19 protein-coding genes are annotated in these 21,603 nt (G+C 70.6%); 11 read left to right on the forward strand and 8 right to left on the reverse strand.

Going from position 1 to position 21,603, the window contains the following annotated elements; genetic code table 11:
* Positions 1-13 precede the first annotated feature (13 nt).
* The 5 genes from OP04_RS01420 to OP04_RS01440 all read left to right on the forward strand — a co-directional run bounded on the left by OP04_RS01420 (position 14) and on the right by OP04_RS01440 (position 5,593).
* Positions 14-808, forward strand: a complete 795-nt coding sequence (locus OP04_RS01420) for an exodeoxyribonuclease III (RefSeq protein ID WP_033337566.1) — start codon at positions 14-16, stop codon at positions 806-808.
* A 35-nt stretch (positions 809-843) separates the two neighbouring features.
* Complete coding sequence (locus OP04_RS01425; RefSeq protein ID WP_051796916.1) at positions 844-2,442, forward strand: PP2C family protein-serine/threonine phosphatase; 1,599 nt, start codon at positions 844-846, stop codon at positions 2,440-2,442.
* A complete protein-coding gene (locus OP04_RS01430) occupies positions 2,439-3,491 on the forward strand; it encodes a cobalamin B12-binding domain-containing protein (protein ID WP_033337567.1) in 1,053 nt (350 codons plus the stop codon). The genes OP04_RS01425 and OP04_RS01430 overlap by 4 nt, the downstream gene beginning before the upstream one ends.
* Positions 3,491-3,856, forward strand: a complete 366-nt coding sequence (locus OP04_RS01435) for an STAS domain-containing protein (RefSeq protein ID WP_063746526.1) — start codon at positions 3,491-3,493, stop codon at positions 3,854-3,856. Before OP04_RS01430 ends, OP04_RS01435 begins: the two co-directional genes overlap by 1 nt.
* Positions 3,857-4,318: 462 nt before the next feature.
* Positions 4,319-5,593, forward strand: coding sequence for an Hsp70 family protein (locus OP04_RS01440; protein WP_157239091.1), 1,275 nt, complete (start codon positions 4,319-4,321; stop codon positions 5,591-5,593).
* Positions 5,594-6,432: 839 nt separating this feature from the next.
* On the opposite strand, the gene OP04_RS01445 is transcribed toward OP04_RS01440, so the two are convergent.
* The 3 genes from OP04_RS01445 to OP04_RS01455 all read right to left on the reverse strand — a co-directional run bounded on the left by OP04_RS01445 (position 6,433) and on the right by OP04_RS01455 (position 9,513).
* Positions 6,433-8,043 carry a GAF domain-containing sensor histidine kinase gene (locus tag OP04_RS01445; protein ID WP_085066198.1) on the reverse strand — a complete coding sequence of 537 codons (1,611 nt, stop codon included), beginning with the start codon at positions 8,041-8,043 and terminating at the stop codon, positions 6,433-6,435.
* A gap of 80 nt (positions 8,044-8,123) precedes the next feature.
* Positions 8,124-9,086 carry an Acg family FMN-binding oxidoreductase gene (locus OP04_RS01450; RefSeq protein ID WP_033337569.1) on the reverse strand — a complete coding sequence of 321 codons (963 nt, stop codon included), beginning with the start codon at positions 9,084-9,086 and terminating at the stop codon, positions 8,124-8,126.
* 73 nt (positions 9,087-9,159) lie between these two features.
* Positions 9,160-9,513: a VOC family protein gene (locus tag OP04_RS01455; protein WP_033337570.1), complete on the reverse strand. Its 354-nt coding sequence runs from the start codon at positions 9,511-9,513 to the stop codon at positions 9,160-9,162.
* Positions 9,514-9,572: 59 nt separating this feature from the next.
* Between OP04_RS01455 and OP04_RS01460 the strand changes: the two genes are divergently transcribed.
* Positions 9,573-11,012, forward strand: coding sequence for an ATP-binding protein (locus tag OP04_RS01460; protein ID WP_033337571.1), 1,440 nt, complete (start codon positions 9,573-9,575; stop codon positions 11,010-11,012).
* Here OP04_RS01460 and OP04_RS01465 read toward each other — a convergent pair.
* Positions 10,990-11,592: a M15 family metallopeptidase gene (locus OP04_RS01465; RefSeq protein WP_085066133.1), complete on the reverse strand. Its 603-nt coding sequence runs from the start codon at positions 11,590-11,592 to the stop codon at positions 10,990-10,992. The genes OP04_RS01460 and OP04_RS01465 overlap by 23 nt on opposite strands.
* Before the next feature lie 121 nt (positions 11,593-11,713).
* Here OP04_RS01465 and OP04_RS01470 point away from each other — a divergent pair, with 121 nt between their 5' ends.
* The gene (locus tag OP04_RS01470; RefSeq protein WP_033337992.1) at positions 11,714-12,550 is read left to right on the forward strand and encodes an alpha/beta fold hydrolase; all 837 of its coding nucleotides are present in this window, start codon (positions 11,714-11,716) and stop codon (positions 12,548-12,550) included.
* Here the strand turns inward: OP04_RS01470 and OP04_RS01475 are convergent.
* Entirely contained in the window at positions 12,545-13,015 is a 471-nt protein-coding gene (locus tag OP04_RS01475; RefSeq protein ID WP_033337572.1) for a nitroreductase family deazaflavin-dependent oxidoreductase, read from the reverse strand. The two genes, OP04_RS01470 and OP04_RS01475, sit on opposite strands and share 6 nt — an antisense overlap.
* Positions 13,016-13,064: 49 nt before the next feature.
* Positions 13,065-13,829, reverse strand: a complete 765-nt coding sequence (locus OP04_RS48985) for a septum formation family protein (protein WP_051796919.1) — start codon at positions 13,827-13,829, stop codon at positions 13,065-13,067.
* Between the two features lie 84 nt (positions 13,830-13,913).
* Between OP04_RS48985 and OP04_RS01485 the strand changes: the two genes are divergently transcribed.
* Both OP04_RS01485 and OP04_RS01490 read left to right on the forward strand, forming a co-directional pair.
* The gene (locus OP04_RS01485) at positions 13,914-14,852 is read left to right on the forward strand and encodes a phosphotransferase (protein WP_051796920.1); all 939 of its coding nucleotides are present in this window, start codon (positions 13,914-13,916) and stop codon (positions 14,850-14,852) included.
* A gap of 8 nt (positions 14,853-14,860) precedes the next feature.
* Positions 14,861-15,517: an SDR family oxidoreductase gene (locus OP04_RS01490; RefSeq protein WP_033337995.1), complete on the forward strand. Its 657-nt coding sequence runs from the start codon at positions 14,861-14,863 to the stop codon at positions 15,515-15,517.
* Between the two features lie 57 nt (positions 15,518-15,574).
* Here the strand turns inward: OP04_RS01490 and OP04_RS01495 are convergent, their stop codons facing one another.
* A complete protein-coding gene (locus tag OP04_RS01495) occupies positions 15,575-16,390 on the reverse strand; it encodes a class I SAM-dependent methyltransferase (protein ID WP_033337573.1) in 816 nt (271 codons plus the stop codon).
* 313 nt (positions 16,391-16,703) lie between these two features.
* Here OP04_RS01495 and OP04_RS01500 point away from each other — a divergent pair, with 313 nt between their 5' ends.
* Together OP04_RS01500 and OP04_RS51325 are read left to right on the forward strand one after the other, a co-directional pair.
* Entirely contained in the window at positions 16,704-17,987 is a 1,284-nt protein-coding gene (locus OP04_RS01500; RefSeq protein WP_033337574.1) for a citrate synthase, read from the forward strand.
* Positions 17,988-18,145: 158 nt separating this feature from the next.
* The gene (locus OP04_RS51325) at positions 18,146-20,173 is read left to right on the forward strand and encodes a glycerophosphodiester phosphodiesterase family protein (RefSeq protein WP_085066134.1); all 2,028 of its coding nucleotides are present in this window, start codon (positions 18,146-18,148) and stop codon (positions 20,171-20,173) included.
* Positions 20,174-20,225: 52 nt separating this feature from the next.
* On the opposite strand, the gene OP04_RS01515 is transcribed toward OP04_RS51325, so the two are convergent.
* Positions 20,226-21,380, reverse strand: a complete 1,155-nt coding sequence (locus OP04_RS01515) for an endonuclease (RefSeq protein ID WP_033337575.1) — start codon at positions 21,378-21,380, stop codon at positions 20,226-20,228.
* Positions 21,381-21,603 lie beyond the last annotated feature (223 nt).

Raw genomic sequence — 21,603 nt, forward strand, 5'->3', positions numbered from 1 at the left:
GCAGTCTGGGTGGATGCGGCTCGCTACCTGGAACGTGAACAGTGTGAAGGCGCGTCTCCCGAGGCTCCTCGAGTGGCTGGAGAGCGCGAAACCGGACGTGCTCTGCCTTCAGGAGATCAAGTGCACGGCCGAGCAGTTCCCGACCGAGGAGGTGCGTGCGCTCGGTTACGAGACCGCGGCGCACGGCGACGGCCGGTGGAACGGCGTGGCGCTGCTGTCCCGGGTCGGGCTGGACGACGTGCGGCGCGGGTTCGACGGCGATCCGGGCTTCCCGGACGAGGTCACGCACGAGACGCGGGCCGTGTCGGCGACCTGTGGTGGCCTGCGCGTCTGGTCGGTCTACGTGCCGAACGGCCGCACGCCGGAGGACCCGCACTACGCGTACAAGTTGGAGTGGTTTGCGCGTCTGGCCGCATTTGTGAAAGCGGAACCGGCGCCGCTCGCCATCTGCGGCGACTTCAATGTTGCGCCCACGGACGACGACGTCTGGGATCCGGCCGCGTTCGCCGGTGCCACCCACGTGACCCCGCCGGAGCGGGACGCGCTCCGCGTGCTCCGCGAGGCCCGGGATCTCCACGACATCGTCCCCCGTCCGTTGAAGGGTGACCGTCCGTTCACCTATTGGGACTACCGGGCGGGCATGTTCCACAAGAATCTGGGAATGCGAATCGACCTGGTCTATGCCTCCGGAACGGTGCGCGACAGCGTCACCGACGCGTATGTCGACCGGGACGCGCGGAAGGGAAAGGGCCCGTCAGACCACGCGCCGGTGGTGGTGGAAATCGCCGGCTCCGGGCTCGGCGGTTAGGCTGAGGGCTTGACGATCTCCCAGGGGCGAACGCTATGACCGTGTTACGGAACGTAAGCACACCGCCGCCGACGCACCTCCTGCACGCCGTGCTGGACGCCACCGCCGAGGCGGTGCTGCTCTGCGACGAGCACGGCGCCGTGCTGCTGGCGAACGCGGCCGCGCGCCGCCTCCTGCCGGACCTGCAGGCCATGAACGAGATCACCGACGAGACCGACGTCTTCGAGCTGGAGCTGCACGGACGGCCGCTGCGCGGACGCCGGCAGCCGGTCGACGAGACGCACAGCGTGTGGACCGTCCACGACTGCACGGACGAGATGGCCCGCGCGGCCGCGGTCGCGCAGGAGAAGGAGCGGACCGCGTTCCTGGCCGAGGCCAGCCGGCGGCTCTCCGCCTCCCTGCACCGCGGGCGCTGCGTGCGCACCACGGTCGAGCTGGCCGCCGCCCACCTGGCCGACGCGGCCGTGGTCGTGCTGCCGCCGGCCCGGCGCCGCACCGAGTGGGTGCGCGCGGTCACCGGCAGCCGCTTCGAGACCGGCACCATGCGCGAGCGGGACGTGGACAGCGTTCCCGGGCTGTCCGAGGCGCTGGCCGGCTTCCCGCCGGTGCCGAGCCGCTGGCTGGACCAGACCCAGATGCCCGCGTCGCTGCTGCCGGACGGGTTCGGCGAGATCGGCGCGATCCTGGTGACGCCGCTGCCCGGCAACGGCGTGCCGGCCGGCGCGCTGATCCTGGCCCGCCGCGCGCCCGGCACGTTCTCCGAGGAGGAGGAGCTGCAGGCGCGGATCTTCGCGGCCCGCGCGGGCGGCGCGATCTCCGCGGCCGTGCTCTACCAGGAGCAGGTGGAGACGACCGCGATCCTGCAGGCCGACCTGCTGCCGCCGGAGCTGCCCCGGATCGAGGGGCTGGAGCTCGCGGGGGCGTACCGGCCGGCCCAGGACGCGGCCCGGATCGGCGGCGACTTCTACGACGCGTACCCGCGCACGCCCTCGGCCGCACCCGGCGGCGACGACGCGGAAACCATGATCGTGCTAGGCGACGTGGTCGGCAAGGGCCCGAAGGCGGCCGTGATGGCCGGCAAGGTCCGCCAGACGCTGCGCGCGCTGCGCCTGCTGGAGTCACGTCCGGAACCGCTGCTACGCGTGCTCAACCAGGCGTTGATAGACCCCCGCGACCGCAGCCGGTTCGTCACGCTGGTGCTCGCCTCGCTGGTCCGGTCCGGCGACGGCTGGCGCGTCACCTGCGCGACCGGCGGGCACCCGCCGCCGCTGATCCTGCGCGCGGCCGGCCGGGTCGAGCCGATAGCGGCCAAGGGCACGCTGATCGGCGTCACCGGGCCGATCACGATCGAGACCGCCGTGGTCGAGCTCGCACCCGGCGACCTGCTGCTGTTCTACAGCGACGGCCTGTTCGAGGCGCGCGGCGGCGTCGGCGGGCGGGAGGCGTACGGCGAGGACCGGCTCGCGGACACGCTCGCCACCTGCCGCAACATGCCTGCCACCGCGGTCGTCGAACGGCTCGAACAGCTCGTCTCCGACTGGATCAACGGCGCCGGGCACGACGACATAGCGATGCTCGCGGTCCGGGTGCCGCCGCGCCACCACCACCCGGTCAACCTGCGGCGGACGCGATGACCAGCACCATCACGGTCGACGCGCAGTACCTCGAACTCGTCGGCAACGGCGACGAGTGGGGCGCCACCGACCTCGTGCTCACGCTCTGGGAGAACGGCGCCGACCCCGAACAGCTCCTCCTCGGCCTGATCGCGCCCGCCCAGGCCCGCGTCGGCGAGCTCTGGGCCGCCAACGAGTGGTCCGTCGCCCGCGAACACGCCGCCACCGCCACCAGCGAACGCGCCATCGCCGCGCTGGTCGCCCGCGCCGCCCCCCGCCCCACGCTCGGCCGGATCACGGTCGCCTGCACGGACGGCGAGTGGCACGCGCTCCCGCCCCGCCTGGTCGGCGAGGTGCTCCGGCTGCGCGGCTGGCGCGTCGACTTCCTCGGGGCGAACGTGCCCGGTCCCCACCTCGTCACCCACCTGCACCAGACCGGGCCGGACGTGGTCGCGCTCAGCTGCGCGCTCCCCACCCGGCTGCCCCGCGCGCACGCCACGCTGACCGCGTGTCAGGCGGTCGGCGTGCCCGTGCTGACCGGCGGTCGCGGATTCGGCGCGGACGGCCGGCACGCACGGCTGCTCGGCGCGGACGGCTGGGCCGCGACCGCGACCGAGGCCGCGGACATCCTCGACGCCGGGTGGAACCCGACGCCCCGCGCGCCGCACGACGACCTCGCGCACCTGGCCGACGAGGAGTACACCCAGCTGGCCCGGCAGCGGCACCAGATCATCATCGGGCTGCTGGACCGGTTGCGCGCCGGCTATCCGCCCATGCGCGACTACGACCAGCGCCAGGCGGACGCGACCGCGGAGGACGTCACGCACATCGTGGACTTCCTGGCCGCGGCGCTCTACGTCAACGACGCCGCGGTGTTCACCGAGTTCCTGACCTGGACCGCGGGGGTGCTGGCGGCCCGCAACGTACCGCCGGCGGCCCTGACGGTGTGCCTGGATCTTCTGGCCGCGGACCTCCGGGACTTCCCGCGCGCGGGGGACCTGCTAAAACTGGGTTTAGCGGAGCTGGCAGCGGGTAATCCTGCGGGCCACGACACCATGAGGCCACAGTGATGATCGACGATTCCCCCCTGCGCATCGCCACGTCCCGCCCGAGCCGGACGACGGTGGTGCTGACGGTCTCCGGCGACCTCGACTTCGACACCGCGGAGGAGCTGGTCGCGCACGCGTCCCAGCTGCTCGGCGCCGAGACCGGCGCGATCTGCCTGGACCTGTCCGAGCTCTACATCTGCGACTCGTCCGGCCTGAGCGCGCTGATCCACGTCAGCCAGGACGCGCGGCGCGTCGGGGCGACGTTCGCCATCACCGGCGTGACGAACCAGCTCCGGCGGATCCTCGAGGTGACCGGGCTGGACACGGTGCTCGGGACAGAGCCGGTGCGCGCTCCCGCTTCGCGTGCCTCAAAGGCAACGACCTAGAGCTTTGTATGCCGATCTGGTCTCGCATCAGGTCCGTGGCCGTAAGCACAGAGCCCGGCTTCAGATCACAGTTCGGGACCAGGTTTCCGGGGGCTTTCGGGGGCTTTTCGGGCCTGCGACGGTGACCGGGGTGTGAACGCTCACACAGCAGTGCCCGCCCGTCGCGGGCTGATCCGTCACGCAGCCTCCTGAGCGCGCGCTCAGCGCACGAAACCGGGCCGCCCCTGGGTCCTTGTGACGGCGCGTTGATTCCGGCTCTGGTGATGATCTCGCGCTGTACCCCGTACCGGTGCTGAAAGGTTTGCGGGATTTCGATAGCGTGCGTGGGGTTGACGGTGTGCACAGAGTCCGTCGCTTAAGTTGATCACCCATCAGAGTGGTCTCTAGCTGCAAGGCTGAGTCCGTGGGTACCATCCCGGCGGCGCGGCGGCGCGCTGACCGGGACGGGTGGGGGAGACAGCAGTGGAGAGTCCGTCGCAGTTGGCGGTGGATCTGGGCACGACCCACACGGTCGCGGTGGTCGGACGCCCCGGTGAGCCCCCTCGGACGCTGCTGTTCGACGGGTACTCACTGATGGACTCCGGCGTCTACCTCGACGCCGAGGGCAACATCGTCACCGGCATCGAAGCGACCCGGCTCGGCTCCAGCGACCCCGTCCGATACGAGCCGCACCCGAAACGACGCGTCGGCGAGGGCTCGATCCCGCTCGGCGGCGTCGAGGTCCCGGTCGTGCTGCTGCTCAGCGCCGTCCTGTCCCGCGTCGCCTACGAGGCCCGGATGGCCGGCGTCAACCCCGACGGCGCGCTCCTGACCTGCCCCGTCGGCTGGGGCCGCCAGCACCGCGAAATGCTCACCGACGCCGCGCGCCGCGCCGGCATGGGCGAGGTCCGCCTGCTGGAGGAGCCCGTCGCGGCCGCCGTCTACTGCACCCAGGTCGAGGGCCACCACGTCCCGTTCGGCGGCTCCATCGCCGTCTTCGACTTCGGCGGCGGCACCCTCGACGTCACCGTGGTCCGCCGCGAGATCAACGGCTGGCAGGTCGCCAGCACCGGCGGCCTCGCCGACCTCGGCGGCGTCGACATCGACCTGGCCCTGCTCGACCACTTCCGCCGCCATTTGGCGCGCCGCGACCCGGAGACGTGGAAGCGTCTCTTCCGCCCCCGCACGGCCGTCGAACTCCGCGCCCGCCAGGACTTCCGCACCGAGGTCCGGGGGGCCAAGGAAGCGCTGTCCCGCAACTCGGCCGTCACCGTCCGCGTCCCCGGCTGGGAGCGCCCGCTTCATTTGACCCGTGAGGAACTGGAGTACGTTTCCGAGCCCTTGGTCGCCCGCGCCGTCGAGGAGACTCGCCGCGTCGTCGAAGCCGCCGGGGTCTCGTCGTTCCTGCTGAACTCTCTGATGCTGGTCGGGGGTTCCAGTCGTGTTCCGCTGGTCTCCACGCGCCTCTACGCGCGTCTCGGGACCACCCCCTCGGTTCCGGAGCAGCCGGAGTTGCCGGTCGCGGTCGGCGCGCTCGCGTACCACCGCCTCAGCCGCAACGAGGAGACCGGCGACCTCTCGCAGGTGGTCGCCATCACGCCGGAGTCCGGGCATGTGACGCGGGCTGGGCTTCCCGCCCCCGACGGCGCCCCCGGCTTCCGCGTCCCGGTCTCCCATCCCAAGCTTCGGCACCTCCAGCGCCGCTGGTTCGGCGCGGTCCGGAACGCCTTCAACAAGCCCCCCACCACCCAGGAATAGCCTCCTCCGACCTCGGCATCCCGCATCCCGAGAGGTCCATTCCAATATTCGGGATCCAAGATCTTTGCATACGTCACCGCTGTTATTCCGGCCGCATAACAGCGGTGACGTATGCAAGGATCTTGAGCCATCCTGACGCCCGCCCGCGAGCGGGTCTTTTGTCTTTTATGCGCAAGCAGTCACAGTGGTGACCGCCTGGCTGCCCCGTTTGCCGTCGACCCGCCCGCAGGGGTGCAGATCATCGGCAGGGCCGCCACCAACGCGCCGGCGGCAATCAGCGAGACGCAAGCCTGAACCCGACCACGACGCTGACCGGCGCCGGGCGACGTCACGCCACCCTCAAAACGGCACCAGCCACCTACCTCAGCCGATCAGCGGAGAGCGACCGCCCACACGCGAGAACCACGAATCCGCCGCCCGACAGATCAAAGCTGGCGGCCCTGCCGATGATCTGCTCGGCTTGTCCCGGGTCGATGGGAAACGGGGAAGACAGGCCGCGCGAAACTCAACCATCCGGGATGTGGGGCATCGCCGTTGACGGTGCCTTTCCGCTGCCCCGGTGTCGGAGGCTCCCGCCGGAGGCAATAACAGCAACCAGCCCACCCAAAGCAACCAATAACACGAAATTTCGGGCGCACCAGCGCCCGTTGATGGCTTGTGGGCCGCAGGTGGGTCCGTGTCGCGGGCGATTGCGGTGAGTCACGCGTGGTTGGTCGCGGGTGTCCGGCGGGTCCGTGTCGCGGGCAGCCGGCGGCGAGTCACGCGTGGCCGATCGCGGGGTTACCAGCGGATCCCGGCCGCCCGCTGGCGGCAGCCAAGTCACCGTTCACCGCTCTCTTTCAGAGCGGAATCGTCCAGCTGAGCAGCGTGCCGGACGGATGCGGTGCCGGTGCCGGTGCGATGCTGAAAGTCCCCTGGTGAGACGCCGCCCGATCCGCCAGATTCACCAGCCCGCTCCGAGCCGCCGCCGGCGGACACCCGACCCCGTTGTCCAGCACCGTCAGCGTCAGATGCCCTGACGCCACCCGCACGCCGACCTCGACCACACTCGCCCGTGCATGCTTCACCACATTGGACAGCGCCTCCCGCAGCACGGCCAGCAGATCGGGCCGCACCGCATCCGGTACCGCACTGTCCACCGGCCCGTACAGGTCGAGCCGCGGCCGGAACCCCAACGGCTCCGCCGCCGCGTCGATCATCTCGCCGAGGTCCGCGCGCAGCGCCGGCAGCACCGGCATCCGCAGCTCGAAGATCGCCCGCCGGATATCCCGGATCGTGCTGTCCAGATCATCCACGGCCGCGTTGATCCGCTGCGACGCCTCTGGACGCCCGGCCAGCGGAATCGCCGTCTGCAGCTGCAGCCCGGTCGCGAACAGCCGCTGGATCACCACGTCATGCAGGTCCCGTGCGATTCGTTCCCGGTCCTCGAGCACGACCAGCATCTCGCGTTCTTCCTGCGCGCGCGCCCGTTCCAGCGCCAGTGCCGCCTGCCCGGCGAACGTCGCCAGCATGGTCAGATCGTCGTCGGCGAACGTCGCATTGGCGACGACCAGCGCGCCGTGCAGCGTCTCCGCGCTTCCCAGCGGCGCGACCATGGCCGGCCCGCCGGAAACGTCCCCCGGCCACGCCGCGGCCTTGGCCAGGCTCTCGACATTCACGGTCCCGCCGCCGGTCACGGCGGGCAGGAACGCGGTCTCGCTGGCGACCAGCACCGATCCGGCGGCCAGCGTCGAGTCTCCGTCGATGACCTCGACCGTCAGCCGATCGGCATCCGCGTCGTAGAGCAGCACCAGGACGAGCGCCGCGTCCGCGACCTCGCGTGCACGACGGGCGATGAGCGAGAGCGCGTCGGTACGCCGTACCTCCGACAACAGCACCGACGTGATCTCTGCGGCCGCGGCCAGCCACTGCTCACGGCGGTGGGAGACCGCGTAGAGCCGCGCGTTCTCGATCGCGACGCCCGCGGCGGCGGCCAGCGCGGCGACGACCTCCTCGTCGTCCACGGTGAACTCGGCCGCGCCCTGCTTCTCCGCCAGATAGAGGTTGCCGAAGACCTGGTCGCGGATGCGCAGCGGCACGCCGAGGAAGCTGTGCATGGGCGGATGGTGGGCGGGGAACCCGTACGACCGCGGGTGTTCGGTGATGTCCGGCATGCGGACCGGGCGCGGGTCCTCGATGAGCAGGCCGAGCACGCCGCGCCCGTGTGGCAGGTCGCCGATGTGGGCGGCCTGCGCGGTGGTCATGCCGTGGGTGATGAAGTCGGTGAGCCGCCGGTCCGGCCCGACCACGCCGAGTGCGCCGTACCGTGCGCCGGCCAGCTCGCAGGCGGCCTCCACGATGCGTTGCAGCGTGCTGTTCAGGTCGAGGTCGGTGCTGATGCCGACGACCGCGTCGAGCAGTGCGCGCAGCCGTTCCCGGCTGGCGACCACGTCGCCGACGCGGTCGAGCATCTCCTGCAGGAGCTCGTCGAGGCGGACCCGGGACAGCGGTCCGAGTCCGAGCGACGGCGGAAGGTCTGCGGCCACGGAGTCTAGGGTAGATCGATGAGCTGTGCCGCGGGGATCCGCGGGGTGGGCGGCGGTCCGGCGTGGTCGAGGTCGGGCAGGCCGAGGCGGATCACCAGGTACGGATATCCGAGCTCGGAGAGCGTCATGCGCAGCGCGGTCCGGGTCACGTCGACCTCGACGACGCCGGAGAGCGGCAGCACGCCGAGGCCGCGTTCGGCCGCGAGGAGCCACGCGTCGGAGAGCGCCTCGCCGGCCCGCAGCCAGGTCTCCGGCTCCTCGTCGTGGCCGAAGATCACGCCGTATCGGGCGAAGCTGTCGTGGCCCTCGCCGATCGGGAGCGTGCCGTGCTCGCCGTAGTCGCGGTTCGGCACGGTGGACTGCACCGGTGTCTCCGGCAACGAGGAGGCGGGCAGCGTCTTGGCCTTCCAGAACTCCAGCTCGTGCGCGACGAACGGGTCGCGGGCCTCGACCTCGACGGCCCGCCCGGCGGCCGCGGCCAGCTCGTAGACCTGGTCGTCGACGAGCAGGTGCAGGTGTACGTCGTGTTCCTCGACGGCGCGCTGCAGCGCGGTGAGGTCGGCGGCCGGCACGGTCTCGTCGCGGGTCGGGCGGCGGTCGGTGCGCCGGGTCCGCAGGTGCTGTACGCGGCGCATCGCGGCCGGGGTGACCTCGCAGGGCGGGCCGAGTGTGATGCGGGCGAGCAGGTGCGGTTCGCCGGGGCAGCGGTCGACGACCGCGGTGTGGCCGAGCGCGGCCAGCGCCACGACCGCGTGGTGCAGTGCGGCGCCGCAGCTGACGGTCAGGAGCCGGCCGGACGGGTCGATGGAGAGCAGTTTCCGCTCGGGCACGGCCCGCAGTTCGAGGGTGTCCGCCGACACCCGCCAGCGCCACGGCTGCGTGTTGTGCACGGACGGCGCGAAACCGGCCGTCGCCGCGGCCTCGGCCAGCACGGTCGCGGCCGTGCGCGTTTCCGCCGATGAAGTCATGAGGTGTGCCTCCCTGTTCTTACCGTCGTAACAAGTGTGCTGGTCAAGGGGCAGCAGAAGGCAGGGCCCAAAGTCACGACTTCTTCGGCGGGAACGCGCAGAACTCGTTGCCCTCCGGGTCGGTGAGCAGCCACCAGTTCTCGTCCGGACGCGGCTCCAGCAGCACGGTCGCGCCGGTCGCCACCAGCGGGTCGATCGAGTCGAGCCGCAGGTCCAGGTGCACGCGCGTCTTCACCGGCGGCGGCGCGTCCGGCACGTCGTTGATCCAGACGATGGTCGAGTCCGCGATGCCGGGCGTCAGCCACCAGAACTCCGGGTGCGTGTCGTGGTGCGTCTTCGTCGCGGCGAGCGCGAGCGCCCAGAACTCGCTCATCGCGTCCCGGTCCGTGGCATCGATGCAGATGTCCCTGAAGGAGGCGAGCGTCATGCCGCCATCCTGCCCGATCGTCCGGTCCGTGGCAGACTCGATCGCAGAGGGGGAGTCACATGAACCTCAGGCAGCCCAGTGAGAGCGTCGAGTGCCGGGGCGCGTCCGTGAAAATAGTCGATCCGGCCGCGATCCTGCTGGCCGCGACCGGCCCGGAGCCGGTGGAGCTGTTGCACGGCGCGCCGTTCCCGGGGTCGCTGCGCGCGGTGACGATGACGGCCGGCAGCCGGTTGTCCACCAGCGGGCCGGTCTACCGGTTCGTGGGGACGGCCCGGGTGTGGCGGGGCGGGATGGACGCGGTGCGGTCCGGCCTGACCGGCCCGGTCGGCGTCATGATCGCGAAGCAGATGGCGACGCGGGACCCGTTACGGTTCGCCGCCAGGACCGCGTCGCTGGCCGGGGAGACGATCCGGCGGTTGGGGGAGCGGCCGGAGGATCTGCCGAAGGAGCGGACCGTGGCGGATGCGGCCTCCGGGCTGTCCGCGCGGGTGACCTACGAGGTGGAGCCGGCCGGGCTGCCGCAGCAGATCTCGGTGACGGTCACGGCCGAGGGCTCGCGGCGGGCGGATGCGGTGCTCACGCCGTACCTCCGCGGCTTTGTGACCCTGTTCTTCGGGGTGCTGGCGGACCTGCACGGGGAGGATCTCGACGGCAGCTACACCATCACCCGAAATCCCGAAATTTCGGACAAAGCGCCGCAAAGGGTCACCCTCGATCAGGTCGGCGGGCTCGATCACATCGTGCGGCAACTGCGCGAGGTCGCGGTCAGCTTCAACCACCCCGAGGCGATGGCCCGCTGGGGTGCCAGGCGACCGCAGGGCATCCTGCTGTTCGGGCCGCCGGGGACCGGGAAGACCATGCTCGCCACCGCGCTCGCCCACGAGATCCGCGGTGAGCTGCGCGAGGTCCGCACACCGGAGATTCTGGACCGCTGGCTGGGCGCGTCCGAGCGCAACATCAAGAAGATCTTCGCGGAGGCGCGCCGCTACACCCGGCCGACCGTGCTGCTCTTCGACGAGTTCGACTCGATCATCAGCTACACCGGCGGCGGGCAGGACGCGGCCGGTCAGGCGATCAACTCGGTGGCCGGCATCTTCAAGCAGGAGATGAACACGCTGATCGAGGAGAACCCGCAGGTCATCGTGGTCGCCACGACGAACTTCCCGGACCGGGTGGACGCGTCGCTGATCCGCTCCGGCCGGTTCGACATCAAGCTGTCCGTGCCGAAGCCGGACACGGACGGCCGCGCCGAGATCATCGCGAAGATGCTGCGCCGCCTGATCACCACGTACGAGACGCCCGGTTTCCGGATGTTCGGCGACGACGTGGACGCGCGGGAACTGGCCGTCGCGTGCCCCGGCGCGACCGGCGCGGACCTCCGCGAGGCACTGCGCCGGGTGCAACTTCACAAGGCAATGCAGGAGGCGAGTGGGTACGCCCCGGCGCCGATCAGCCAGTCCGAGCTCTTTCAGGCGCTCACGACAGTTTCTCCGGCTTGAACGCCCAGTGCCAGGGCTCGCGCGGCGTGTCCTCCTCGAAGCCGTACTTCGCGCCGTTCGCCCGCATCCACGCCTGCGCCTTCGCGTTCAGGTCCAGGTCCGTGGCCATGCCCCAGCCGTGGTCCGAGGTGCCGGGCTTCGCGGCCAGCCCGCCCTGCGAGTAGAGGCCCTTGCGGCGCACCAGGTCGACCTGCTCCTCGTAGGGCCGGTACGAGTCGGTGATGCCGATGTGCACGCCCTGCGCCTTCGCGTCCGCCATCATCTGGGTCAGCTTCTCCGCGGCCGGCGCCCACAGCTTGTGCCGCGTGTCGCCGACCTTGCCCAGCGCGGTCGGCGGGATCTTCCCGTTCCCGTAGGCGGCCAGATCCTCCGGAATGCCCTGCGCGTTGACCTTCATCTTTGAGGCAGGAGCAGCGGGCGCCGCGGACCCGTGCACCGCGCTCGCCAGCGCGGACGCGAACGCCTGACCGCTCTTCGCCACCGCCGTCGCGCTCCTCGCCGCGGTCTGCTGCGTCATGGACGAGATGCGGTGCTCGATGTCGTTGATCCGTGCGGTGATGCCGGTGATCCCGTTCAGCATGTCCCCACCCCCAGATGCTTCAGCCACCCATCGGCGGTTTCTGCGGAAAGTTGAGGCGTGATACGGAAAAGTATGTGAGTGACACCCCGAGGCCGAGGCGAGGAGCCGAACGACAGTGGAGATGGTGCACACCGACGACGGCGTACGCCTCTGGACCGACCGTACCGGCCGCGGCGGCAGCCATCCGCTCGTGCTGTGTCACGGCGGGCCCGGCCTGTGGGACTACCTGGGCGACGTGGCCGCGCTGCTCGGCGACGTGACCGAGGTGGTCCGCTGGGACCAGCGCGGATGCGGCCGCTCGGAGAAGAAGGGGCCGTACACGATCGCGCGGTCCGTCAACGACCTGGACGCGGTCCGGCAGAGCCTCCCGGCCCGGCGGATCTCGTTGTTCGGGCACTCGTGGGGCGCCATGCTCGCGCTGCGGTACGCGCTGTCGTTCCCGTTCGCGGTGGAGAAGCTGATCTACGTCTCCGGTACCGGCGTGGACCCGCAGGAGACCTGGCAGCAGCCGTTCCACCACGCGGTCGAGGAGCGGATCGCGGCGGACGGCAACCTGGGCCGCTGGCGTGACCTGAGCACGCGCGACCGCAGCCGTGAGGAGGACCGCGAGTGGGCGATCCTGCAGTGGACGACGGACTTCGCGGACCCGTCCACCGCGCGCGCCCACGCGGAGAAGCTGGCCACGCCCTGGCCCGGCGTCAACCACGAGGCCGCGGACGCGCTCAACGCGGACAACGCGGCCTACCTGCGCGACCACGACGTGCCGGACGTCTGCAAGGTCATCCCGGTGCCGGTGCTGATCATCGACGGCGACCAGGACCTGCGCCCGCGCCGCGCGGTCGACTCGCTGGAGGCCACGCTGCCGGACGTGCGCCGGGTGACGATCCGCGGCGCCGGCCACTCGCCGTGGGTAGAGGACCCGGACGGCTTCCGGGAGATCGTGGCGGAGTTCCTATGAGAACGGGACCAGGCGGAAGATGCGTACCGGCCGTCCGCCGGAGGTCTCCAGGTAGACCTGGTAGCTCGGCCACCGGGCCACGATCGCGCGCCAGAGCCGGTCGTGGTCCGCGGGGCCGGTGACCTCCTCCGCGCGCACGGCCAGATCCGCGCCGCGCACGGTGACGGTCGCGACCGGCGTGGCCAGCAGGTTGAACACCCAGGCGGGCGGCCGGCCCTGCCCCCAGTTCGTCCCGACGACCACGTAGGCGTCGCCGTCGCGCAGATAGCTCAGCGGATTCTGCCGGGCCAGGCCGGTCTTCCGCCCGGTCGTGGTGATCAGCAGGCTCGGCAGCATCCCGAGCGCGACCACCCGCCCGCGCGTGACGCGGCTGACCAGCCGGTCCACCGGCACCGCCGCGCGCGCGAACGGCGTGAACCATCGGAAGCCGCTCATCCACCGCCAGAACGTCCGCCACCATCGCATCCGCTCACGATGACGAATGCCAGAGCGAAAATCCATGGGGGTACGGATGTCAGCGCCCGGTCCGGCGTACGGTCGTGGTCAGTTTTCCGTCCGGGTCGTAGGCCACGCAGTAGACGTGCCGGTTGCCGTCCGCCCAGGTGTCCGCGTCCGGCGAGCCGGAGGTGTAACTCAGCACGGAGGCGTCCAGCTCCACGCCGACATAGGCACGGAACGCGGTGCGGCATTGTTCCTTTACGAGATCGTCCAGCGTGTCACCGGGGAACGCGGCGTCCGCGCTCCACGGATCGGAGGCCAGGATCACCTCGCCGTCGTGCGGCACGTCGCAGGACACGACCTCGGTGCTGTCCGGCCAGGGGATCTCCGTGTTGTCCAGGATCAGGTCGCTGCCGGCGATGCAGTCGCCGGGCAGCAGGGCGTGGATCCCGACCCGGAGCGGACCGGCCTGGGACGTCGCCGTCACGCGCGGCGCGGGCGCGGCCTCGTCACGGAACAGCGGCTCGAGGTAGACGGTCACCAGCGCGCCGATCGAGAGGAACGCGAGCACCACGCAGAGCGGCACCCGCCACCGGCCGCGCGCGTAGCGGGTCGCGAAGAGCAGCGCCGCGAGACCGACCGCGCCGATCGAGGAGAACACGGCACGCCAGGCGGACAGCTGCGCCAGCGTGATCAGGATGCCGACGGTGGACAGCACGGCGACGACGTCGACCGCGCGTGCACCTCTGCCGGTGGCGCCGGGATCGTCGGGCAGCGGGGTTCCGGCGTCGAGACCGTCCGCTTCGGACGGGGGCGGTTCATCGGTAGCCGTCGTGGCCATTCATCGACGGTAGCACCGGGTGTCGGCGTGCTTACCGGTAGAAATACCCCGTCGTCGTACCGGAGTCGTACTACAGTCGCGCCCATGTTCGCCGAGCCGCCCGGATTCGACCGTGCCGTGCTGGCCGACGCGCTCCGCGCCGGGTGGGGGATCGAGGCGGTGACGCTGGACTACGCGCCGGTCGGGTTCGGCACCCACCACTACCGGGCCCGGGACGTCACCGGCACGGAGTGGTTCGTGAACGTGGACCTCGGCGCGGACGCGGACGCGCTGGACCGGGCGCTGCGTGCGGCGGCCGCGCTCGGTGAGAGCGGGCTGGAGTTCGTGGCCGCGCCGCTCCGGCGGGCGGACGGGAGCTGCGTGACCGTGACGGCCGAGGGAGACGCGGTCTCCGTGGTCGGCGTGATCGACGGGACGCCGCACGAGTTCGGTGAACTGCCGTCCGGTCCGGTGCGGCTGGCCGTGCTGGGTGCGCTCGGGCGGATCCACGCGGCGCGCGGGATCGACGCGCCGGTGGACACGCTGGCCGTGCCGCACCGGGCGGAGCTGGCCGAGGCCAGGGGCGCGCTGGATCGCCCCTGGGACGACGGGCCGTACTCCGGGCGTACCAGCGAGATCGTGTCCTTGAAAGGGTTGGTGATCGACGAACTCTTCGCGCGGTACGACGCGCTCGTGCCCGCGGTGCACGCCACCCGGGACGCGTGGGTGGTCACGCACGGGGAGCCGCACGCCGGCAACGTGATGATCCCGGCCGGCGGCGGTGTCCGGCTGATCGACTGGGACACGGCCGCGATCGGGCCGCGCGAGCGTGACCTGTGGATGCTCGCGCCCCGCGATGTCGCGGAGCAGGCCGCCTACGGGAGCTACCGGCCGGACGAGGACACGATGGCGCTCTACCGGCTGCGGTGGGCGCTCTCCGAGATCTGCGTCTTCGTGCACGAGCTGCGCGGCCCGCACCGGGACGACGAGAACACCCGGGTCGCGTGGCGGGAGCTGAGCGGTTACCTGACCGCCGACCTATGATCGGCGGCATGGCGCGAATCGTGATCGTCGGCGGGCACGGCAAGGTCGGACTGCTGCTGGCGCCGCTGCTGGTGAAGGCCGGCGACGAGGTGACCTCGATCGTCCGGAACCCGGACCACACTGCGGACGTGGCCGCGACCGGCGCGCGCCCGGTGGTGGCGGACGTGGAGAACCTGGACACCGAGGCGATCGCGGCGCTGCTCGCGGGCCACGACGCGGTGGTCTGGTCCGCGGGCGCCGGTGGCGGCAACCCGGTGCGCACCTACGCGGTCGACCGGGACGCCGCGATCCGGACCATCGACGCGGCGGAGACGGCCGGCGTGCGGCGGTTCGTGATGGTGTCCTACTTCGGCGCCGGGCCGGACCACGGCGTGCCCGCGGACAACGGCTTCTTCCCGTACGCGGAGGCGAAGTCCGAGGCGGACGCGTACCTGGCCGGGACCGCGCTGGACTGGACGATCCTGCGCCCGAGCCGGCTCACGCTGGACGCGCCGACCGGCCTGATCGAGACGTCCGCGCAGGGTGCGAAGCCCGGCGCGGTGAGCAGGGCGGACGTGGCCGCGACGGTGGTGGCCGCGCTGGCGGATCCGTCGACGCGCGGCCTGACCGTCGAGTTCAACAACGGCGCGACGCCGATCGCGGACGCGCTCCGGCCTTCTCGGTGATCCAGGCGTCATTGACGTCGTTAGAATGACGTCAATGACGCCTGGATCACCGGGAGGTCAGCGCTCGTATCGCAAGTAGCGGGACATCTGCCGGATGGGCCGGAACGGCCGGAGCGCGGACGAGAGCACCCGAGTGCCGCGCGGCAGCAACTCCGAGCCGGGCGCGGTGAGCGCGACGACCGCGTCCCGCAGGCGCAGGCCGGGCACGTCCCTGACCAGGTCACGTGGATGGTCCACGCTCCAGTGCAGGGTGGCGCCGGACATGCGGACCGCCGGGTTCATCTTCTGGGTGCGGATGGCCAACCGGTTGAACGCGTCGAACGCGATCGTGGTGCCGCCGTTGAACCGGTCGGTGATCCGGCGCAGCAGCGTGACGCCCTCCCGCGCGGTGAGGTACATGCTGAGGCCCTCCGCGACCGCCAGCGTCGGGCGCCCGTCCGGGATCCGGTCCAGCCAGCCCTCGTCCGTGACGGACGCGCCGATCATGTGGTAGCCGGGCCGCTCCGGGAAGAGCGCGCGGCGGATCTCGATCACCTCGGGGAAATCCACGTCGAACCAGGTCACCTCCGGCCCGGGATCGATGCGCCAGACACGGGTGTCCAGCCCGGCGCCGAGGTGGACGACGGTGGCCTCGCCCTGGTGCTCGCGGAGGAACTCGCGCACCCAGTCGTCGATGAACTTCGCCCGCACCGCCACCGTGGGCGCCATCCGCGGCGTGATGTGCGTGGTGGCGAAGTCGAAGTCGATCGCGTTCACTGCCTCGGACGCCATGGTGTCGCCGAGGACCGGGCGGGTGGCGCGTGCGTCCAGCGCCCGGCCGTAGAGCGTGACGAGAAGCGTCTCGCGCGCCTCCGTGAGTTGTACCCGCAACATTCTGCCGACGCTACGCGCGGGGTGCACGGATGTCCGCTGCCCGCTGGTGCCCCATCCGGCAGAAGGTGCGCACTGCACATTTCGCACCCGGCCCACCTCGCCGTTCTGGCCGTGAGGCACCCGCTTGCGGCGATATGGTGCCCAGAGAAGATGCCGTCGCGCCGCGAATAAACGTCGTTAAGCACGCGTTAAGGCGCACCCGCGCTGTGCGGTGATCCACGCCTCACTGGGGCCGCTGCGCCGGTTGTGGGCGGAGGGTTTACGGTGAACGGAAGGTCTACCCAGAGATCTGCCGGTAAAGCGAGGGAAATACATGACGGATGTCAAGCTTGAGCATCCTGGCGGACAGCTGTCGATGCCGGTTCGGAACGCGGTAGAGGGTCCGGCGGGTGTTGACGTCGGTCAGTTGTTGAAGGAAACCGGATACGTCACCCTCGACACCGGATTCGTCAACACCGCCTCGTGCACCTCCGCGATCACCTACATCGACGGCGACGCCGGAATTCTTCGGTACCGTGGTTACCCGATCGATCAGCTCGCGGGCAAGGCGTCGTTCCTCGAGACGTCCTACCTGCTCATCTACGGTGAGCTCCCGACCGCGACCCAGCTCGCCGAATTCGACTCCCGGGTGCGCCGCCACTCGCTGCTGCACGAGGAGATGCGCCAGTTCTTCGGCGGTTTCCCGCGCGACGCGCACCCGATGGCCGTGCTCTCCTCCGCCGTGAGCGCGCTGTCGACGTTCTACCAGGACGCGCTCGACCCGTTCAATCCGGAGGACGTGGAGATCTCCACGGTCCGGCTGCTGGCCAAGGTGCCGACCATAGCGTCGTACGCCTACAAGAAGTCGATCGGCCAGCCCACGCTCTTCCCGGACAACAGCCTGGGCTACGTGGAGAACTTCCTCCGCCTCACCTTCGGCGTCCCGTCCGAGGAGTACGAGGTCGACCCGGTCGTCGCCAAGGTGCTGGACATGCTGCTCGTCCTGCACGCGGACCACGAGCAGAACTGCTCGACCTCCACGGTCCGCCTGGTCGGCTCCTCCCACGCGAACCTGTTCGCCTCCGTCTCGGCCGGCGTGAACGCGCTCTTCGGCCCGCTGCACGGTGGCGCGAACGAGGCCGTGCTGAGCATGCTCAACGGCATCCACCAGAACGGCGGCGACGTCAACGCGTTCGTCGAGCGCGTGAAGAAGAAGGAGCCCGGCGTCAAGCTGATGGGCTTCGGTCACCGCGTCTACAAGAACTACGACCCGCGGGCCGCCATCGTCAAGGACGCCGCGCGGGACGTGCTCGAGCGCACCGGCGGCAACGACCCGCTGCTCGAGCTCGCGATGAAGCTGGAGGAGATCGCGCTCGCCGACGACTTCTTCATCTCCCGCAAGCTGTACCCGAACGTGGACTTCTACACGGGCCTCATCTACAAGGCGATGGGCTTCCCGACCAAGATGTTCACGGTGCTCTTCGCGCTCGGCCGGCTCCCCGGCTGGATCGCGCAGTGGCGCGAGATGATCGAGGACCCGGCGACCAAGATCGGCCGTCCGCGGCAGCTCTACACCGGCGCACCGGAGCGTCCGTTCCTCCCGATCTCGGAGCGCTGAGTTTCCCGTCGTTTCCGGAAAGGCCCGCGGCCCGGCTCTGATGAGAGCCGGAACCGCGGGTCTTTCCGTTCCGGGTGCGTTCCGGCGCGCCGGTCCGTAAGCCGGCATTAACGTCGATGTTCCTTGCGGTCCTTCCGGGACCGACACGATCCTGTGCTATGTGGAAACGTCGATTGCTCACCGGCGCGTTGGTGCCGGTCCTGGTCACAGGGTTCATAGCGGCGCCCGCGTCGGCCGGCGGGCGTAAGGATTTCGACCTGCAGGCGCACCGCGGCGGGCTCGGGCTGCGCGTGGAGAACACGCTGGCGTCCTTCGGCAACGCGCTGCAGCTGGGCGTGAGCACGCTGGAGCTGGACGTGCAGATCACCGAGGACCGTCAGGCCGTGGTCACCCACGATCGCCGGGTCACGGGCACCAAGTGCCGGGACACCGCGCCCGCGGTGCCGGGTGACCCCGAATTCCCCTATGTCGGGAAATATGTCAATACGCTGTCGCTGGCCCAGGTCCGTACCCTCGACTGCGGTTCTCAGGTCCTGGCGGACAAGCCGGGACAGCTGGCCGTGCCGGGCGCGCGGATGCCGCTGCTGAGCGAGGTCTTCGCGCTGGTCAAGCGCTATCACGCGGACGACGTCACGCTCAATGTGGAGACGAAGGTCGAGGCGGGCGCACCTGCCGAGACCGCGCCGCGTGAGCAGTTCGTGCAGGTCACGCTGGCCGAGATCCGGCGGGCCGGCATCCTGCGGCAGGTCACGATCCAGAGCTTCGACTGGGGCGCGCTCACGCGGTTCCGCGAGGTCGAGCCCCGGCTGCCGCGGGTGGCGCTGACCAACTACGACTTCCTGCAGGTCGGGCAGCCGGGCGCGTCGCCGTGGCTGGGCGGGCTGGACATCGACGCGTTCGGCGGCGACCCGATCAAGGCGATCAAGACGTTCGGCGCCGCCGCGTTCTCGCCGGTGCACGGCTTCCCGCAGAACGGCACCGTGACCGATCCGGCCTACAAGCCCTATGTGACGGCGGCGCTCGTGCGGCACGCGCACCGCAACGGCATCAAGGTCATCCCGTGGACCGTCGACGACGTGCCCACCATGACCAAGCTGCTCGACGACGGCGTGGACGGACTGATCACCGACTACCCGGACCGGCTGCGCACGCTGCTGGCCTCGCGCGGGTACGCGCTGCCGCGCGGGCACGTGGCGCCGTTCGACGTCCAGGCACACCGCGGCGGGCGGGCCACGCTCCCGGAGAACACGCTCCCGGCGTTCTCCGCGTCGCTGGCCAACCCGGCGATCTCCACGTTGGAGCTGGACACCGGCGTCACCCGCGACGGGCACCTGGTGGTGCTGCACGACCGGGCGATCAACGGCTCGCACTGCATCGACACGGCGCCGGCGGCTTCGGGCGATCCCGCGTACCCCTACGTCGGTGACCTGGTCCATTCGCTGACGCTGGCCCAGATCAAGACCGTCGACTGTGGTACGAAGACGAACCTGCCCGGCCAGACCGCGGTGCCGGGCGCCCGCATTCCGACGTTGACCGAGGTCTTCGACCTGGTTGCCAGGTCGGGGCGTCGCGATGTCAGGCTCAACATCGAGACGAAGATCAGCCCGACCGTCTCGGACACCGAGCGCTATGACGTCTTCACCGGCAAGCTGGTCACCGCGATCCAGCGTGCGCGGCTGACCGATCGGGTCACCATCCAGTCGTTCGACTGGCGCACCATCCAGCTCTCCCGCCGCCTGGACCCGCGCATCGAGACGGTCGCGCTGATCTGGCAGTACGGTCCCGCTGAGTGCGCCTCGCTCGCCGACGAGTGCTCGCTGCAAGCCGTCCACGGCGACCCGTCGGTGCGCAGCCCGTGGACCGGTTCGGTGGACTGGTGGCGGTTCCGCGACGTCGGCAAGCTGGTCCGGGCCGCCGGTGCCACCACGATCTCCGCGAACTGGCAGGTCCACGACCCGGCCCAGCCGGTGCACGCGGACGCCGACTGGTACCTGCGCACCGACCCGTCCTACTTCCACGGGCCCGCGGTGCCGGTGCTCCAGAACCGGGACCACCTGAAGGTCGTGCCGTACACGCTCGACGACCCGGCCGTCATCCAGCGCGCCATCGACCTCGGCGTGGACGGCATCATCTCCGACACCCCGGCGCTGGTCATCCAGATCGCCGTCCGCAACGGCCTCCGCTGAGGCCCGCCGCTCTGCTCACCTCCATCACGGGGGTGAGCAGAGCGGGGAGTTGCTACCCGAAGATCGAGTTCACCCACTCCGGGTGGTCGATGAACGGGTTCCGGTTGTGCTGGTACGCGCTGTAGATGATCTGGTTGCGGTTCTTCTCGAACGCGTCCGGCGGGTCGGCCGCGTTCCAGGCGAGAAGAACGGAGAGCTTGCCGATGTACGGGTTGGCGCCGTTGCCGGTGGAGTTGTTGACCTCCAGGTCGGCGAACGAGTCGTCCCCCTCGTACCGGACGGCCATGTAGAAGATCATGCGGGCGACGTCGCCCTTGACCGCGTTCCGCGGCTCGAACGAGTCGGTGTCGGTGTAGTTGCCCGGGGCGCCGGAGACCGCGCTGCCACCGGTGTCGAAGTCCTTGTTGTTCCGGACGGAGTTGACCGACACGTCCTCCGGGCGCAGGTGGTGCAGGTCGGTGCCGGGACCGGTGGCCGTGCCGAAGTCGCCGTGCGACTTTGCCCAGACGTGCTCCCGGTTCCAGTCGCCGGTGTCGCCGCCGTTGAGCGACTTGGAGCGGCTGATCCCGGAGTAGAGCAGGATGACGTTCGACGAGTTCGACGGATCCTGGTCGGTCGCCTTGAGCGCGGTCCACACGGCGTCGTAGGACAGCTTCGTCGTGCCGGTCGAGATGATGGTGTGCAGCGCGTTCTTCAGGTTCTCGCCGGTCTTGCCCTGCGCGGCCGCGTAGTAGGCGTCGGTGCCGCCGGACGCGGTCGGCGACACCGTCGGCGAGGCGGTCGTGGTCGTGCCGCCGGTCATGGCCGACGGTGACTTCAGGCCCGCGTGCGCGAAGTAGGCGGTGAGCGTGCCGGTCACCACCAGCACGCCGCCCATCCGGCCGGGATTGGTCTGCAGACCCCACGCCGACCGGTACGCGCTGGTGATCTGCACGTACAGCATGTCGCCGGTGTCGGTCTCGCCCGCGCTGTCCGCGATCGCGAGCGCGGTGTCCCCGGTGAAGCCCGAGGTGCGCACGGTGTCGGTCGCGGTGGGCTCGCCGACGATGTAACCCTTGACCGTTCCGGTTCCTCCGCTCTGGCCGCTGATCGCCTGCGCCACGGTGAGCGTGTCGGCCGCGCTCGCCGACGGCGCCTGGACGAGCGTGATCAGCAGCGCGAGCAACGCCAGTACGGCGGGGAAAGCGATCGTCCTCGGACGCGACATGGACCCTCCGATCGACCAGGCATTATGGACGACCTCAGGGTAGGTGACCGCATGTGCCGCCCAGCCATACCGGATGCGTCATACGCGGGAACGTTGTCCCTCCCAGCGAACGTGAAGGTGTACCCGCGGGACGGGCGCAGACCCGCGCCGGGAACGGAAGCGGGCCGACAAACGCCGCAGTTCACGCAATGTTTGCCGACCGTAGGCGTCTTGGGCGGCGTGA

It is taken from the genome of Catenuloplanes japonicus (assembly GCF_000717135.1).
Taxonomy (GTDB): Bacteria; Actinomycetota; Actinomycetes; order Mycobacteriales; family Micromonosporaceae; genus Catenuloplanes; species Catenuloplanes japonicus.

Excerpts from the sequence above, each read along its gene's own strand:
- OP04_RS01470 (WP_033337992.1), top strand. The coding sequence starts at position 11,714 with ATGGTGCACACCGACGACGGCGTACGCCTCTGGACCGACCGTACCGGC.
- OP04_RS48985 (WP_051796919.1), bottom strand. The coding sequence starts at position 13,829 with ATGGCCACGACGGCTACCGATGAACCGCCCCCGTCCGAAGCGGACGGT.
- OP04_RS01490 (WP_033337995.1), top strand. The coding sequence starts at position 14,861 with ATGGCGCGAATCGTGATCGTCGGCGGGCACGGCAAGGTCGGACTGCTG.
- OP04_RS01460 (WP_033337571.1), top strand. The coding sequence starts at position 9,573 with ATGAACCTCAGGCAGCCCAGTGAGAGCGTCGAGTGCCGGGGCGCGTCC.
- OP04_RS01515 (WP_033337575.1), bottom strand. The coding sequence starts at position 21,380 with ATGTCGCGTCCGAGGACGATCGCTTTCCCCGCCGTACTGGCGTTGCTC.
- OP04_RS01500 (WP_033337574.1), top strand. The coding sequence starts at position 16,704 with ATGACGGATGTCAAGCTTGAGCATCCTGGCGGACAGCTGTCGATGCCG.
- OP04_RS01430 (WP_033337567.1), top strand. The coding sequence starts at position 2,439 with ATGACCAGCACCATCACGGTCGACGCGCAGTACCTCGAACTCGTCGGC.
- OP04_RS01485 (WP_051796920.1), top strand. The coding sequence starts at position 13,914 with ATGTTCGCCGAGCCGCCCGGATTCGACCGTGCCGTGCTGGCCGACGCG.
- OP04_RS01465 (WP_085066133.1), bottom strand. The coding sequence starts at position 11,592 with ATGCTGAACGGGATCACCGGCATCACCGCACGGATCAACGACATCGAG.
- OP04_RS01435 (WP_063746526.1), top strand. The coding sequence starts at position 3,491 with ATGATCGACGATTCCCCCCTGCGCATCGCCACGTCCCGCCCGAGCCGG.
- OP04_RS01450 (WP_033337569.1), bottom strand. The coding sequence starts at position 9,086 with ATGACTTCATCGGCGGAAACGCGCACGGCCGCGACCGTGCTGGCCGAG.
- OP04_RS01445 (WP_085066198.1), bottom strand. The coding sequence starts at position 8,043 with ATGCTCGACCGCGTCGGCGACGTGGTCGCCAGCCGGGAACGGCTGCGC.
- OP04_RS01420 (WP_033337566.1), top strand. The coding sequence starts at position 14 with ATGCGGCTCGCTACCTGGAACGTGAACAGTGTGAAGGCGCGTCTCCCG.
- OP04_RS01495 (WP_033337573.1), bottom strand. The coding sequence starts at position 16,390 with ATGTTGCGGGTACAACTCACGGAGGCGCGCGAGACGCTTCTCGTCACG.
- OP04_RS01425 (WP_051796916.1), top strand. The coding sequence starts at position 844 with ATGACCGTGTTACGGAACGTAAGCACACCGCCGCCGACGCACCTCCTG.
- OP04_RS01475 (WP_033337572.1), bottom strand. The coding sequence starts at position 13,015 with ATGCGATGGTGGCGGACGTTCTGGCGGTGGATGAGCGGCTTCCGATGG.
- OP04_RS01455 (WP_033337570.1), bottom strand. The coding sequence starts at position 9,513 with ATGACGCTCGCCTCCTTCAGGGACATCTGCATCGATGCCACGGACCGG.
- OP04_RS51325 (WP_085066134.1), top strand. The coding sequence starts at position 18,146 with ATGTGGAAACGTCGATTGCTCACCGGCGCGTTGGTGCCGGTCCTGGTC.